Source organism: Streptomyces sp. NPDC048462 (assembly GCF_043200175.1).
Taxonomy (GTDB): Bacteria; Actinomycetota; Actinomycetes; order Streptomycetales; family Streptomycetaceae; genus Streptomyces.
Genome location: NZ_JBICXG010000003.1, coordinates 194,821 through 209,651 on the forward strand (window position 1 = coordinate 194,821; position 14,831 = coordinate 209,651).

Sequence of the window (14,831 nt, forward strand, 5' to 3'; positions counted from 1 at the left end):
GCAAAGCCGCCGGCACTGCGCCGATGTGAATCCGCCTTTCAGGGCGGGCCCGGGTCCGGGAACTGGTAGTTCCCGGACGCCGGTCTTGCGTCAAGCGCGGCAGTCAGCCGCGCTCGTAATCTCAGGTGGTACACCAGCTCTCCTCACGGCCACTCAGATGGGGTCTAACGGGCCCGTCGCGTCGCCCATTTGGAGGAGACAGCACGAATAAGCACAGGTCAGTTGGGGTGGAGCGCTGTTCCGCCCCGGTGACATGGCGAGACAGTAGACCCGGATCCCGGCCGCACCAAACGACTCGCGCCCGCGTCCTCGGCCGGCGCAACGGCTCGTTATGGCTGGCCGGAAAACGCGGCTAACGTCCGGCGCAACCCCGCTCGGAACGAACGCTGATGAGCGACGTCCGGAGCTGGTCCAGTCCCGCCGTGCCCTGAAAGAGGCCCCGCACATGAGCTACACGCTGCACCGAGGCGATGCCCTCACCGTGCTGAAGACCCTCCCGGACGAGAGTGTCAACGCCGTCATCACCGACCCGCCGTACAACTCCGGCGGGCGGACCAGCTCGGACCGCACCGGGCGCACTGCGCGAGCCAAATACGTCACCAGTAACTGTGCCCACGCCCTGGCCAACTTCCCCGGTGAGAACCGCGACCAGCGTTCCTACCGCTCCTGGCTCACCGAACTGCTCACCGAGGCTTACCGGGCCTCGGCCGAGCACGCGGTCGCCATGGTCTTCACCGACTGGCGACAGGAGCCGACCACCTCCGACGCACTGCAGATGGCGGGATGGACCTGGAGCGGCACCATCTCGTGGATCAAGCCCTCCAGCCGGCCCCGCAAGGGCGGACCGAAGCAGGACTCGGAGTTCATCATCTGGGGCGTCAAGGGCTCCCTCGACAACACCCGCGACCTCTACCTGCCGGGCCACTACATCGCCTCCCAGCCCCGCAAGGGCCGGGTTCACATCACCCAGAAGCCAGTCGAGGTCATGCAGCAGCTCGTCCAGGTCTGCCCCGAGGGGGGCACCGTCCTAGACCCGTTCACGGGCAGCGGCTCCACGGGGGTCGCTGCCCTGCGCGAGGGACGCCATTTCGTGGGGGTCGAGCTGTCCGCGCACTACGCCGACGTCGCCGAGGAGCGGCTGCGGGCCGAACTGACGAAGGATGACTTCGAGCTCGCCGGACCGGAGGCGTGAGTATGAGAGCGGACAACTCTGGGCCGGGCCGCGGAACGCCGAAGGGCGGCTGGTGCATCGAGTAGCCGCTGCATCAGCCGCCCTTCCTGGTGTGTCAGGCGGCTTCGAACGCCCGCCGAATGAGCGGTGCCGCCTTCTCCAGGTCGCCCGCCGAGACGAGGCGGACCTCCAGGTCGCCGGTCCCGAGGTGTCCGATGCCGCGCATGTCCCGGGTGAAGCCCTCCTCCAGTTCGGCCGTGTCGGGGTCGAGTCTGAGATAGACCAGGATCGCCTCGTGTTTCGGACGGAAGATCACGGAGGCGACATTCACCAACCGTCGGTAGGCGATGTAGTGCCGGAGGGCCGCCGCCTCGACCTCGTCCCATGCCGTGAGCGCCTCGTCCAACTCCTTGTACAGATCCCGCAAGCACGCCGGGACGAGACTCGCGCCCACCGGCCCATAAGTCGTCTGCATCGACGGCGGGCTGATGGCCGCAGCGTTCCGCTCCCTGGTCCGCCGAGACGAACCAGCGGTCGCCGAGCCGTGCGAGGAGTCGACGAGCAGCAAGCTCAGCAGGCCGCCCTCGAAGACCCGATAGCGCAACAGGTCAATCCGCTCAGGCAGCCGCTGCACGGCCACACGATCGTGGTGCGAGAAGCTAGTGCTGTGACCACATAGGTTCACCGGTTTCTGCCCGGTGGCTGGGCCTGCCCGGATTGGATGGAGGAGATCTGTCCGTTCGGGTGGGGAGGCATGGTGGCGCCACCAGTCAGGGTCCGCAGGTTGACCGAGCAGGAGGGGCAGAGGCTGCAGCAGATCGTGCGCCGGGGCAGCACCAACACGGTGCGCTATCGGCGGGCGATGATGCTGCTGGCCTCAGCCGGCGGGAACACCGTGCCGGTATTCGCCCGGCTGGTGGCCGCGGACGAGGACACCGTCCGCGACGTCATTCACCACTTCAACGAGATCGGCCTAGCCTGCCTGGACCCTCGATGGGCGGGAGGTCGTCCCCGCCTACTGACGCCTGACGACGAGGACCTCGTCGTGGCGACGGCCACCACCCGCCCGACCAGGCTCGGCAAGCCGTTCACCCGCTGGTCGATCCGCAAGCTCGCCGAGCACCTGCAGCGCCTGCCATCGGGGCCGATCCGCATTGGCCGTGAGGCGCTGCGCCGCTTACTGTCCCGCCGCGGGATCACCTTCCAGCGCACCAAGACCTGGAAGGAGTCACCGGATCCCCACTTCGAGGCGAAGCTGGCGCGGATCGAATTCGCGTTGCATGAGCGGCCGGATAGGACCTTCGCCTTCGACGAGTTCGGGCCGCTCGGTATCCGGCCCACCGCCGGATCCTGCTGGGCCCAGCTGAGCAAGCCGGACCGATTGCCGGCCACCTACCACCGCACCCACGGCGTCACCTACTTCCACGGCTGCTACGCCGTGGGCACCGATCGGCTATGGGGCGTCAACCGGCGCCGCAAAGGCGCCGGCCCCACCCTCGCCGCGCTCAAGTCGATTCGGGCGGCCCGTCCGGATGGCGCCCCGATCTACGTCATCCTGGACAACCTGTCCGCGCACTGCGGCACGAAGATCCGCGCCTGGGCGGCCCGCAACAAGGTCGAGCTATGTTTCACCCCGACCTACGCCTCCTGGGCCAACCCGATCGAGGCGCACTTCGGGCCGCTGCGGCAGTTCACCCTGGCCAACTCCAACCACCCGAACCACCCGGTGCAGACCCGGGCCCTGCACGCCTACCTGCGCTGGCGCAACGCCAACGCCCGACACCCCGACATACTCGCCGCCCAACGCAAGGAACGCGCCCGCATCCGCAGCGAAAAGGGCATCCGCTGGGGCGGCAGACCACTACCGGAAGTGGCCTGACGACCCAACCCCGCCACAGCACTACGAGTTCGCGGCCTCCGCCAGGATGCGGGCGAGCTCGTGGGGGCGGGTGGCCATCGGCCAGTGGCCCGAGTCGAGGTCCACGTACTCAAGGTGGGTCACGCGGGCGAGGTCAGGGCTCTCGCCAGCGGCGATCCACTCCTTGGCCTGGGCGGGGGTGAACTCGGGGCAGATGAGCACAACGGGGACGTCGAAACGGCGCTCGTCGGTCAGGCGCATGACTCCCCGGGCGACCCCCTCGGGGACAGGAACAGCGGCGGACGCAAGGCGGTCCCTGGTCTCCTGGTCCAGGTCGGCGGAGTCCGCTCCCTCGAACGGGCCCCAGCCTGGGAACGGCATGGTGCTGCCCTCAATCGCGAAGTGATCGGCGTAAGCCCGCCCGTCGGCGGCAGGGAAGCCGCCGATCAATGCGACCTTGGCCACCTTCTCCGGTCGCGCGTCGGCGGCCAGCCAGGCCAGGCTCGATGCAGCGGAGTGCCCCACCACCAGGGGCTTCCCCGGTGCCGCATCAACGGCGGCGAGCACTGCTGCCAGCTGGTCATCGAGCGTCGCGGAGGCGGTGCCGTCGCCCTGGCCGGGGAGGGTGAGCGGCAAGGGACGGTGGCCGAGTGCAGTGAGTTCGGGCACGACCTCGTCCCATGCGGATCCGTCGAACCACAGGCCGGCGATGAGCAAGATGTCCACGGATGTTCTCCCGGAGAAGAGTCGGATCTGGCTGCCGGCACGTTATCGGGAGGCTCTGACAACGGGCTCAGGCCACCCCAACCCGGCAAACGTTCCCGGTCACAGCACTAGCCCCGCTCGACCTGCACGGCACGGTGGTCACCTTCGACGCCCTCCACTCGCAGACCGCTCACGCACGCTTCCTCGTCGAGGACAAGCACGCCCACTACATCGCACTGATCAAGGGCAACCACCCCACCCTGCAACGGTGGCTGAAGGCCCTGCCATGGCGGGAAGTACCACTTCAGGACAAGACCCGGGCCACCGCACACGGCCGCGACGAGATCCGCCGGATCAAGGCCGCCACCGTGACGGGGATCCCGTTCCCACATGCGGTGCAGGCCATCCAGATCGTGCGCCGCAGACAGATCGTCACTACCGGCAAGGTCACACTGGAACGCATCTACGGGGTAACCGACCTGACCGCGGAGCAGGCCGACGCAACCGAGATCGCACGCCGCGTCCGCAACCACTGGGGCATCGAGAACAAGATCCACCACGTGAGAGACACCACGTACGCCGAGGACGCCTCCCGCGTTCGCACCGGCACCGCTCCACGTGCCATGGCATCCCTACGCAACCTGGCCATCGGCGCTCTCCGACTCGCCAGCCAGACGAACATCGCCGCTGGACTCCGCCACCACACCCGCGACGCAAACCGTCCACTGATCACCCTCGGCATCATGTGATCAACCAGGACACGTCACCTGAATGACGCCGCCCTGGCGGATACCCCCGCCTGTTCGTCGCCCTCGCTTGCATATCCGCAGCTGCCTGTCTCACCGCGTTCCGAAACAAGAGCCACGTGACGGGTCGGGACCCAGACTCATTGGGCATGGCCTCCTATCCACCCTCCTTGGCTAAAACAACCTCGGAAAGTAGCCACCCCTGGCCGAAGAGCGTCGGCCAGGGGTGGGACCAGTGCGCGACCAACAGATATCTCACGCGGTGGCGGTCGGCTGGAGGAGCTGTGGTGTTTGAGGTGTGGACTTGGGGTAGTTTCAGCGGGCCCACAGTCCGGCCGGGGGCACCGTCTCGGATCAATGCGGCCCGTGGTGACGCCATGCGGCGGCGAGGATCGGCTCTACCGCGAGGCCTTGTGAATCGCCATAGACAAGGACGTTCATCCGGCGCAGAGCTGTCAATAGGAATTCGATGTTTGGATACTCGGGTTGGAGTAGTTCGTGAAGGTCGTCGAGAGGGAGCGGGGCATCGAATTCTGCGACCAGCTGGTGCATCAAGGGGTGGAGTGCGACGGCATCAGTCAGACCGGTTGCTTCCAGTAGGCGGACACCTTCATTGCCCTTGATCTCGTTTGTGAGTTGCGCAAGGGCTTTTCGCGGTGAGTATCCCTTGACGGCCAGTGTCAGGAGGTGGTTGAGGACAATCGGCCATCCGCCGGTGGTCTCCAGGAGCGCAGCTCGTTGCGCAGGTTCGTAGTAAGGCGTCATTGGGTCCTCGCTGGAGGTCCAGCTACGGAGGCCGTCCGCGGTGGTGAGCTGGAGGAGCACGATATTTTCCTCGTCCGCGCTGGTCAACTCACTTAGGTGTTCCATCTGAGAGGGGTCCAAGAGTGCGACCACACAGCGGCTTACGCCCTCCGGGGGCTGGAGTGCCAGTGCCTGGTCCAGCGACTGACGCAAGGCACTGGGGCCGAAACCTCGGGTGTCGCTGACGATGATTCGGTGCTGGCGGCCTGCCCGACCCGCCTGCAGTTCCTTGCGGTAGTCCTTCGGTGAGCTGGGGATGATCAGGGGTGCGATGCTTGTGACACGTTCTTGTTGACCGACAAGCGCTGCTTCGACGTCTTCGAGCCCTGCTGCTCTGGTGCCGATCACGATTCTGAGGCCGTTGCGGCGCCTGGTCAGGTCTGCGATCTGTGCCTCGGTTAGGGGGCTGATGAGTCCGCCCGGGAGCGGCCTGCGCGAGTGTGCAGCAGACAGAGCAGTAACGGCTTCGCCCTCCTGGGAGGACAGTTCTTCCTCGATGCTGGTGGGGCTGCCCAAGAGCCTCAGTACGTTGGATGAGCGTAGACGCCATCCGGAATCGTCTGCGGCGAGGATGCCCAGTCCGGCCATTTCCTCAAGTAGCGCGCGGTATTCGTCGGGAGGAGTGACGGAGAGGGTCTTTGGCCACCACTCGGCGCATTCGGTGCGCAGTTCGCGACCTGCGATGGGCTGGTCCACTCCGTGGCGGAATGCGTGCAGTGCCAGGACGAGTGCGATGAGTTTGTACCGCGGGTCGAGGTGGAGGGTGAGGCGGACGGTGTCCCGGATGCTTTTGTCGAGTGAGGTGGACCCGATGACTCGTTCCAGGGTCTCCTCGTTGATGGTCCAAGGTGGCCCCTCTGCGGGGGTTCGTCGGTTGTGTGTCTCAAGTACCAGTGCAAGCCCGATGTGCTGAATAATCTTCGGGTGGTAGTTCGCATAGGCGAGGGCGCGGTGAATCAGGGTGTCGCTCTCGAAGCGGATACCGAGTACTTGCATGGGATCGTAGAGGAGTCGGAATGCGGCTCCGGGGCTGAGGGGGCCGATTACCAGGGGCTCTCCGAAGTGAGCTCCGGCCAGCGGTTGGTTGGGAAGTGAGGCGAAGCGCTGAACCTGATGGAGGCCGGCAAATACCGGTTTGAATCTTCGTCCGCTGGAACTCATGAGGTTACGTAGGGCCGTGGTGTGTACGAAATTCTCGCGAGCGTCGCCGTCGAAGAATTCGTCGCATTCATCGAAGAGAATGAGTAGTTTGCGTGCCTTGTCGTGCTGGAGCCAGCGGTCAATATCTTCCTCGACCTGATGCATGGTGCTCGCCCTGTGAGCGCGCCGTTCGGCGATGCCGGACTGATGCAGGCTGCGCGCGAGTAGGTCCCAGATGTCTCCCGGGGTCAGGCCCATCCCCGAGGGCAGTGGGATGTAGCGACTGACGTGATGCCGTGTTTTCCTGTACCGCGCGGCTGCGGCCTTCAACAGTGCGGACTTTCCGAGCCGCCTGCCGCCGTACAGGATGCTCGAACCTTGGGCGTCCAGGACGGCGGACAGTTCATCACTGCGACCGTAGAACATTTCGGCGGGCAGAGTGTCGCTTGCTTCCGGGAAGTAGGGGATCACTGCGCTGAAGGGCGCCAGGACACGTTCGGTCGTGGCGAACAGGCCGGTGCCGCGAGCGGCCAGGAATGCCAGGGCGGACGCGTCGAGAACGAGTACTGGTTTGTCCCGTCGGGACACGCATTCACGGGCGAGGGCCTGTCGCTGTGCGACCCCTAGCGACCCGGCTACCACCACGAGCACGGGGAGCGGACTGACGTCCTGTTCGATCCAACCCAGTAGGGTGCGGGCGTCGGATACTGATCTGGTGGTCATTACCCGCAGTCGGCCGTCCGAGCCCGAGCCAAACTGTGGAAGGCGGCAGGGTCCGACCAGTTTCACGTCGGTGATGTCGAACCAGCGCCGGGTAGCCGGCCCCGTGAGTCCCGCGTCTGTCTCGTCGATGTATTCGATGCCTGCCAGGCGCAGAGTGAGTTTCAGGTGGTGCTTGCGGGTGCGGAAGGTATTCCACTGGGTGTGCAGTTGTTGCAGGGCGGTCAGGGCGTCAGCGGTCTGAGATCGCTGAGCGGGCGCCAGGTCCGAGAAGTCCAGTCCGCGGTGGGTCCCTCCATTGCCGGCCTCCCGGATGAGTTCGGGGGTGATGCCTGACTCCAGTGCGTCACAGACCGTGGGAAAGAAGGCGTTGAAGTCTGTGGCGGGCTCGACGGTCGGCGGCTCGTTCCCCTCGCGCACGGCCAGTAGGAACTCCTCAGCGGTCGCCAGGTCTCCTTGGGAGATCAACGCGCGGATCTTGTCTGCCATGGATGCTGAGGCGTCGGAGTTGTTCAGTAACTGGGTTGCCTTGGTCTGGAATTTGGTCCGTTCCTCCTCCCTCTGGATGTCGAGCTGTCCGAGGATCTCTGTGCACTCGCGTCGTACCGTCCCCAGGTTGTCTCCTCCGAGGTTCCGCTTGACTGCCTCCAGGCGTGCCGAGATTCGAGAGCGTCCTGGTTCTTCCAGCTGGCCGAGACGAGCTGCTGTCTCCGCACGGTGCGTGACAGTGAGGCGCAGGGCTTCCACCTCGCGACGGCTGTCGGCACGCAGGCGGTGGTGCTCTCCTCTGAGTTTGCTCACGACTTCGCTGCGGCCGCCCTGCAACTCGAGCATTTCCAGAGATGTGCGGGCGGTGGCGTAGTTCTCCGCTGAGGCGTGGTCACGTGCTGCCGTCTCCCATGAAGTGACGAGTGCTTTGGACACATCATCTGACGTCGCATCGCGCAGCGGGGAGAGCTCAGCGTCGAACTCAAGGTCCGTGCATCGCAGTAGGTCGGCGTTGAGCGCGATGTTCGGCGCGCTTTCGAGGCCGCCGAGCTGTCCTGTGCGCAAGAGGGCAATGCTCCCGCGTACGGATGCGAGCGTCAGATGTGCTGCAGTTGGCAGCAGGGCATCGCGAGAAGCGCTCACGGAGTCCTCCAATGCGCGGATCTCCGTGGCCAGGTCAGTGGCCAGCGGAGCCAGACGGGAGGCCAGGTGGCTGAAGATGGGTGAAGGCGCTATAGGTGCCGAGTTCCGGACGGAGGTCAGCCACTCGTGCACGATCTCCAGTGATTCGTGCGCGTAGTGCAGGATCCGCCGTCGCGCTGCGCCTTGGAGCCGTGAAGAAGACTTTCCCTTCAAAGCGGTGTCGGTCTTGGAGAGTAGCTTCCCCAGCGCCTCAGGCTTGCGCAGGGCCAGGAGTTGGGAGCGGACCGTGTCGAGGCGAGTTCGGTCGTCTTCAGCAGCGGCATGCAAGAGCGAGCCGATGGGCCCGTGTTCGGCCCACCACGCACGAACGATTTCGTTGGCTCGCGGGAAGTGCAGGGTTCGGGGCTCCGTGAGGCTTTCGCGAGCCAGGGCGCTCACCGACGTCACATCGACGTTCAGATCGTTTTCGTGAGCGGGGCGATCTACCTCTTGTCCGAACGTCTGCCCGGTCAACTGGCCTCGGGCGCAGACTTCAGCGACCGTCGTGAGCATGGAGTGGAGCGTTGGCATGCCTTGAACGTGGTCGGCGACGAAGCGGAGGGCCTCGCCTACTCCCGGATCTCCACAGACGAGGCAGACACGTAGGAAGGCCGCGGCGCGCAGCAAGAGATCAACCGAGCCGAGGCTCTTGTCTGGTTCGGTGGGGCGATTCGCCGACTCGTTGAGGAACATGTCCGCGCAGACCCCAGTCGCGCTGCGCATTGTGTCGGCCAGGATGAACAGCTTGAGGGCCGGGGCGAGTTCTCCTAGGCCTGCTGCCTGCGCTGCGTGATATGCCAGGGCGATCTCGTGCTGGCCTAGGCACTCCAGGACGATGCTCGAATGACTGCTTTCCTCATTCGAGGATGGCGCGGGAGTGGTGGGTTGCTCCTGAGGAATGGCTGGAAGGACTCTCGGAGGGGTTTCGACGGCCGCGGCGTGAGCAGCATCGGAGTTTCTTGCGATGTGAGGCTGGCTCAGCTCCGCTTCTTGCGACAGGTCCTGATCGTCGGCACCTGGGGGCAGACCAGGAGTGGCTCCGTCGTTCTTTAGAGACGAGGTACCTTCCGGGATGGGAACCTCGTGGGGGTCGTTCGCCAACGGTTCGATCGCAGCAGGAACAGTTGTGCCGGCAACGTTTCCCAGTCCAAGAGGGTCGCCAGTTTCCGGCGCATCACGCGATACGCCTTGGGTCGCGGAAACCACTGGATCAGCTGACTCGTGCTCGGGCGCCGTGGCCGCGGCGGCGGGTGCGCGCGGTGCGGGTAGGGCCCGGTTCGTGTCGGCGTCCGCTGGGAATGAGGCCTTGCCGCGGACTACGAGGAGCACGACCGCGCGCAGCTCCTCGGGCAGCGCCCCACGCAACCGTCCGTCTAGGTGCTCCACTCCCAGATCGTCGTCGCGTTGGACGGCGTCGGAGAGTGCGACGACGTCTGTAAGCAGCCTGGCGAGGTTTACGTCTTCGGCGGACCAGATTGCATGCGCAGCGAGCCTGTCTGCCTGGGCTCGAAGGCTGTCGAATGCAGGATGAGACTGGGACGTCACCACGCGCACGACGCGGTCAAGCCCAGACAACAAGTCTTCCCTCTCTCTGAGCTCAACTCCGCGGTGGTGAAGAGCCGTCAGAAGACTGTCGAGTCGAACCGGAACTTCAAACAAAGATCCGCTCGCAGGATCGATCGTTGTCAGAGCGGATGTCAGCGCTCCTGCCATCGAATGGAGTGCCTGGACGGACTCCCAAGCGTTCGAGTCTGGTAAGACTCCCCGGCCAAGAGACTCCCAGGCCTGTCGCGCGGAGCTGGTTGCCTGCTCCAACAGGGTCTCCAGCCGCTCAGCGGTGTCTTCGCATTGGCGGGCGCCGTCCAGAACGATTGTGGGCCATTCTTCTGTAGACGTCGGCCGGCCTGTCGCCGCCTCGGGTGGCGAGAACCGATCGACCGCGTAGAGCGCGTCCCACTCTGTGGAAAGCCGGGCACATGAGCGTGCGAGCGTCTCCACCTCCGTTGCGGGCCAGGATGGCAATGCCCGATTCAGCAGGGTCCAGGCGAGCACGTGTGACTGACTGGGATCTGTATCCCAGAAGGCGATCGCCGCGAGGAGCAGCTCGTCGCGCGGGGCCTGCTCAAGGCTCTCCTCCAGAGCGCCGCTGCGGCGACCCTCCAGCCATTCGGCTCGCTCCTGGGCGAGGCTTTCAAAGAGGGGGCTGCCAAGGGTTTCGGCATCCTGTTGCCGCTGTGCAGGGGGCCGACTTGAACGTAGCTGCGTCAACGCGTGTGAACAGACGGTGGGTGTGAGCCGTCCCATGGCCGGGACGTGCAGTCGCTGCAGTAGGCGCGTCCGCCGAGTCTTGCCCATTCTATTGAGTAGGTCACTCAGGCGGGACTGATCGAGCAGGGTGAGAACATCACTCAGGGGATCGCCTAGTCGTTCGAGCCCCTCTTTGACTGCCTCCGCCAGTTCGGGAGGCGGGCCGATAGCCTTGGTGCGCGGTTTAGACGTCATCTTGACCTTGGTCATCCGTTTCCCGAATTGCCTTCCAGCTCATGGGGTACATGTCGGTGCCAGGGCTTCCCGGGCCCTGACCCTTTCAGATGCCCGTGCACGAAGGTTGTGCCGGGCGGGAGTTTGGTGTCGGCATTGATGCCCTCGACTTCTACACGCCACTGGGCGTAGTCGAGCTGCGCCTTGAGCGAAGGCCGTTGTTCAGGCGGTAGCCGACGTCGCTGAGGGCGAATCCAGCGACGACTGAGAGGCGGACCTGCATCATCGGCACCCCATTCCGCCGCCGCTTTGGCTTCCTTTGCTTCAGGGGTGGACGGCCACCACGTGAACACGTCTGGCCCGCCCGAATGACCCGGGGACTGAGTCAGCAATCCGAGTACGGTCATGTCTTCGCAGGTGTGAATGATGGTCCACAGCAGGGCAGCGGAACGTACGTTCGGACCAAAGAGGGCCGCGGTGAGACGACGGCCGTCGAGTTGGCGGCTGTCGGCAAGTCCCCGATCGCCGTCCCTCTTAAGGGCCTCGACGATTAGGTGTTCCAACGCCGCCACGGCCGGTCGCCATGGTCCCCTGGTCACCAGGGGCGCCCATGGCTGCCAACTCTGCTGAGTCCCTTGCGGGGTGTCCAACCCGGTGCCGAGGCAAAAGAGTGCTTCGTCGAATTGCCAGCTCACGGTCCCGAAGCCAGCGACGTCCAAGGGGTTCGCTAGCCGAAGGCTCGTGGCTACCAGCCGTCTTCCGGCGCGCGCCGCCGCGACGGTCAGGTGAAGCCCTGGTGGTATCGCGGTCGGCCAATTGATCGCTTGGACAGCGTCTTCGTGTCTGCGTACATGTTGCTCTGCCCCGTGGTCCGAATGAGGGGAGCCGCCGTGGTGGAGCTGCAGAATCAGATCACCGGGCGGCAGTAGATCCAGTACGGCGCGGGTGAGTCGTAGCCTGCCGGCCGACAGGTCAGCCTGGCTCACCGCGACTGACAGGACGATGAGCTCGTCATCGATGTGCACGACGGTGACCCGGCTCGCACCGCATTTCGCCTTACTCGACCCGGCCGATGGGGATGGAGGCAATAGGACACCAGTGCGTGATTCGCGGCTCTCCGTGAACCCGATGCCGGCCGGGGTGAGGGGGTCGAGTTCTCGGAGGACGTCATTCACTGGTAGACGTTGCGCCCTCCAGATGCCTCCATGTTGCCAAAGGTCATCTACGCGGAGATCAATGCCGTCGGGTAGTTGGCGGCCTGTCGTCGCGTCCGCGAGAGCCAGGTTCGCGTCTATCGCCAAGGCCGCCCCGGCGACGCCGGTGAGGCCACCTCCGTGCTCACCTCCTCGGACAAGGGCGTCCAGGAGCGGCCACAGAGCTGAGTAGCGGGCCCGATTGCCGGGGGCGGGCCGGCAGGCAGCCCTCCGCACTTCTTGGAACGTATTCGAGGTGCTGAACGAGACCGCGTCGGCGGCAGGCCTGGCGTACAGGCCCCACGTACGCAGGCCCGGGGCGGTGGTCATGATCTGCGCTAAGCATTCGACAGCCGTCCGGATTGAGCGCGCGATATCGGCGTCGCTCACTTTCGTAGAGTCGGACGCGAGCCAGCCAGGCAGGGGGCCGAGGTCGAGAAGAGCTCGGGCGGGACCGGCGAGATAGGCGGCGAACGAGCCGATCTGGTCCCGCGCGGAGATATCGCCCCACGAGGAAGGGACGGGCCCTAAGAGCTGTCCGTTCTCTAGCCCGCCACCTGGCCTGAGCCATCGCCCTCGTTCAATCGACTCGCTGACACTCAGGGGACCAAAGATGTCTGTGTCGATGATGACGCGCTGCCGGTCCTGATCCGCCTCCGCCGGAGCGCCGGACCGGCCTGCTCCCGTCCAACCGTCCTCATCGACATCCGCTGCTGCGCCGAGCACCGCAGCGACCTCGCCCCATAGTTCACGACTGCCGCGGGTCAATCGGACGAACGTCCCTGCTGGCAGCACGGGAAGCCTGCCGCCGACCGAGACCGTGGCGAAGCAGTCGGGATCTGGGTCGCGCACATAGCGGCGGAGGCGCGGGTCGTAGTCGAAGTAGATGGAGTTGAACGCGCTGCAAGCGTGGAGGAGGCCTCCGCGGGCCTCGGTCACCTCCTCTAGACGATGGGCGATGGCTGCTCGTACTGACGCCGGTACTTCTTCGACCCGCCAGAATATCTCAGGGCATAGTAGGGCAGAGGTCTCGACACGAGGTATCACTGCAGCCCCCTTCGCCACCGACCGCCCTGTCGGCCCGCACTTGACCATTTGACCGCACGAACCAGCCGGAACGCAGCGATATCGCAAAGCTCAAGAGGGGGGCGGGGGGAGTGGTCGGCATTGGTTCAAGGACCGTGCGGTCACCGTCGGGACCATGAACCGCGCATTCCCAAACCATCGGCCGCGGCTGGCTGCTGCACCAGATGCTGTGCCCGGCGACGATGCGGATCACACTGCCGCAGAGGCCGAAGCACACGGCGGCGAGGGCCAGTTCGCCCTTCCTGGAGGCTGCCATTACGTGACGATCACCATCGGGCCGACAGGCCACACGCTGGACTCAGGCTGAACGAAGGCCACGGAGCCTTGCGCGAAGTTGCCAAGAGGGTACGGCGGCTGCAGAACTTGAATGGGTGATGTCGGGGAACGGTGAGTGTGGTGGTGCCCCGAGCTGCTGCGCCAGGATGAGCGCATGAGTGACAGCAATGCGGATCTACCGGCGCTGCTGCGCGGGCTCGATGATCCGGGGTGGCTGGAGCGTCCGCAGCACTATGACCGTGGCGAGGCCGCAATGTACTTCGGTGCTCTGGCGGCCCGGCTCGAAGGTGACTTCGCAGCTCGCTGCACGGCCGAGCAGGACACCCAGAACTCCAGCGAGTACGGACGCGTCGTCGTGCCCGGGGACGCAACACTATGCGGCACTCGGATCGTCGTCTGCGTGAGCAAGTTCGGCTCACTGGCTCTGGTCTGCGCCGACAACCCGGGCGCCTTCCTCGGAACGGCTGACGCCCAGGCCGAGGGCGAGCTGGACGGCGCGGACCTTGCCAAGGTCAACCGGGCGCTGGCCGAGCTTGGCTATGCCGTGGTTGCCGAGGAACTACTGGAGAGCGACTACGACGGGCCGAGCCGACTGCCCTCGCACGTTCAGCGGCCCAGCTGGTGGCATCGCTTCTTCGGTATCTTCTGACCATCACATCGACAGGGATAGGCCGGTGCCGACCAGGCATCCGTCGATCACCTCCGGCCTGTACTGCAGCATCTTGAGCTTGCGCTTCACAGCGCGGGTGACCTGGCCAAGGTCGGCGGCGGCCAGGTTGCCGATGTCGCGTTTGACCAGAGACCAGATGCCCTCCTGCGGATTGAGGTCCGGGGCATACGTCGGCAGCTGGAACACAGTGAGCCATGAGGCGTTGGCCCCGAAGAACTCCCTCAGGGGCGCGACCAGGTGCATGCGCAGGTTGTCCCACACCAGCACGATCGGGCAGCCGAGCTGTGTGTGGGCGCGGATGACCAGGTCGCGGTAGTCCTTCCAGCCGAAGCCCTTCGGTTCGTCCTTGCGGCCCCGGTACTCGCGGATCGCGTAGAACATATGAGACCGCTCACCCGGCTTGTAGCAGGTCATCCCTGCCATGGAGACTCGGCCCGATCCCCGCCCGCGAACGCGGACGACCGGAGTGCTACCCCTGCGGCCCCAGGGCCTGGCGAGCGGCGGCGTCATCGACTGGCCGGCCTCGTCCTCGAAGACCACCCAGGCTCCGTTCGCCGCCGCGGTGCTCTTACCCGCGGCCACACCTCCCGCCTCCACAACCGTGCCGTCGTCACGCTCGATCGCACGCCGCGTCGGCTGCTGCCAGGACCAGCCGTAGCGCCGCAGCAGTCGCCACGTGCCCTCCACGGTGTACGAGACGTGGAACAGCCGGCCGATCATCGTCTTCACCCGGGCCAGCGTCCAGCGTTGGTCGGCCCACCCGTGTGTCAGCGGGCCGTGCTCCAACTCCCGCTCCAGCCTGGTCATCTGC

The 14,831-nt window shown here is 65.6% G+C and carries 8 protein-coding genes and 1 pseudogene; 4 read left to right on the top strand and 5 right to left on the bottom strand.

All coding sequences use genetic code 11. The annotated features are described in order from the left end of the window. The first annotated feature begins 445 nt into the window (after positions 1-445). Entirely contained in the window at positions 446-1,192 is a 747-nt protein-coding gene (locus ACGFU6_RS06990; protein WP_393608631.1) for a DNA-methyltransferase, read from the top strand. A 94-nt stretch (positions 1,193-1,286) separates the two neighbouring features. On the opposite strand, the gene ACGFU6_RS06995 is transcribed toward ACGFU6_RS06990, so the two are convergent. Continuing rightward, positions 1,287-1,805: a DUF5655 domain-containing protein gene (locus tag ACGFU6_RS06995; RefSeq protein ID WP_393608633.1), complete on the bottom strand. Its 519-nt coding sequence runs from the start codon at positions 1,803-1,805 to the stop codon at positions 1,287-1,289. Positions 1,806-1,928: 123 nt separating this feature from the next. Here ACGFU6_RS06995 and ACGFU6_RS07000 point away from each other — a divergent pair, with 123 nt between their 5' ends. Beyond that, positions 1,929-3,050, top strand: coding sequence for an IS630 family transposase (locus ACGFU6_RS07000; protein ID WP_393609059.1), 1,122 nt, complete (start codon positions 1,929-1,931; stop codon positions 3,048-3,050). A 21-nt stretch (positions 3,051-3,071) separates the two neighbouring features. Here the strand turns inward: ACGFU6_RS07000 and ACGFU6_RS07005 are convergent, their stop codons facing one another. Continuing rightward, positions 3,072-3,755 (bottom strand): alpha/beta hydrolase, encoded by a 684-nt coding sequence (locus ACGFU6_RS07005; protein ID WP_328865053.1) that lies wholly within the window; start codon positions 3,753-3,755, stop codon positions 3,072-3,074. Between the two features lie 116 nt (positions 3,756-3,871). Between ACGFU6_RS07005 and ACGFU6_RS07010 the strand changes: the two are divergent. Further along, positions 3,872-4,483: pseudogene (locus tag ACGFU6_RS07010) on the top strand (ISAs1 family transposase); the annotation flags it as partial. A gap of 351 nt (positions 4,484-4,834) precedes the next feature. Here the strand turns inward: ACGFU6_RS07010 and ACGFU6_RS07015 are convergent. Together ACGFU6_RS07015 and ACGFU6_RS07020 are read right to left on the bottom strand one after the other, a co-directional pair. Beyond that, entirely contained in the window at positions 4,835-10,831 is a 5,997-nt protein-coding gene (locus tag ACGFU6_RS07015) for a hypothetical protein (RefSeq protein WP_393608634.1), read from the bottom strand. After that, entirely contained in the window at positions 10,828-12,927 is a 2,100-nt protein-coding gene (locus ACGFU6_RS07020) for a hypothetical protein (protein WP_393608635.1), read from the bottom strand. The genes ACGFU6_RS07015 and ACGFU6_RS07020 overlap by 4 nt, the downstream gene beginning before the upstream one ends. A 577-nt stretch (positions 12,928-13,504) precedes the next feature. Here ACGFU6_RS07020 and ACGFU6_RS07025 point away from each other — a divergent pair. After that, on the top strand, positions 13,505-13,999 hold the full coding sequence (locus ACGFU6_RS07025) for a hypothetical protein (protein ID WP_393608636.1): 495 nt from the start codon (positions 13,505-13,507) through the stop codon (positions 13,997-13,999). Between the two features lie 3 nt (positions 14,000-14,002). Here the strand turns inward: ACGFU6_RS07025 and ACGFU6_RS07030 are convergent, their stop codons facing one another. Then, positions 14,003-14,827 carry an IS630 family transposase gene (locus tag ACGFU6_RS07030; protein ID WP_393608637.1) on the bottom strand — a complete coding sequence of 275 codons (825 nt, stop codon included), beginning with the start codon at positions 14,825-14,827 and terminating at the stop codon, positions 14,003-14,005. Positions 14,828-14,831: the final 4 nt, after the last annotated feature.

What these genes read in the sequence shown, in the direction of transcription:
- ACGFU6_RS06990 (WP_393608631.1), top strand. Translation starts at nt 446, where the DNA reads ATGAGCTACACGCTGCACCGAGGCGATGCCCTCACCGTGCTGAAGACC.
- ACGFU6_RS07015 (WP_393608634.1), bottom strand. Translation starts at nt 10,831, where the DNA reads ATGACCAAGGTCAAGATGACGTCTAAACCGCGCACCAAGGCTATCGGC.
- ACGFU6_RS07025 (WP_393608636.1), top strand. Translation starts at nt 13,505, where the DNA reads ATGAGTGACAGCAATGCGGATCTACCGGCGCTGCTGCGCGGGCTCGAT.
- ACGFU6_RS07030 (WP_393608637.1), bottom strand. Translation starts at nt 14,827, where the DNA reads ATGACCAGGCTGGAGCGGGAGTTGGAGCACGGCCCGCTGACACACGGG.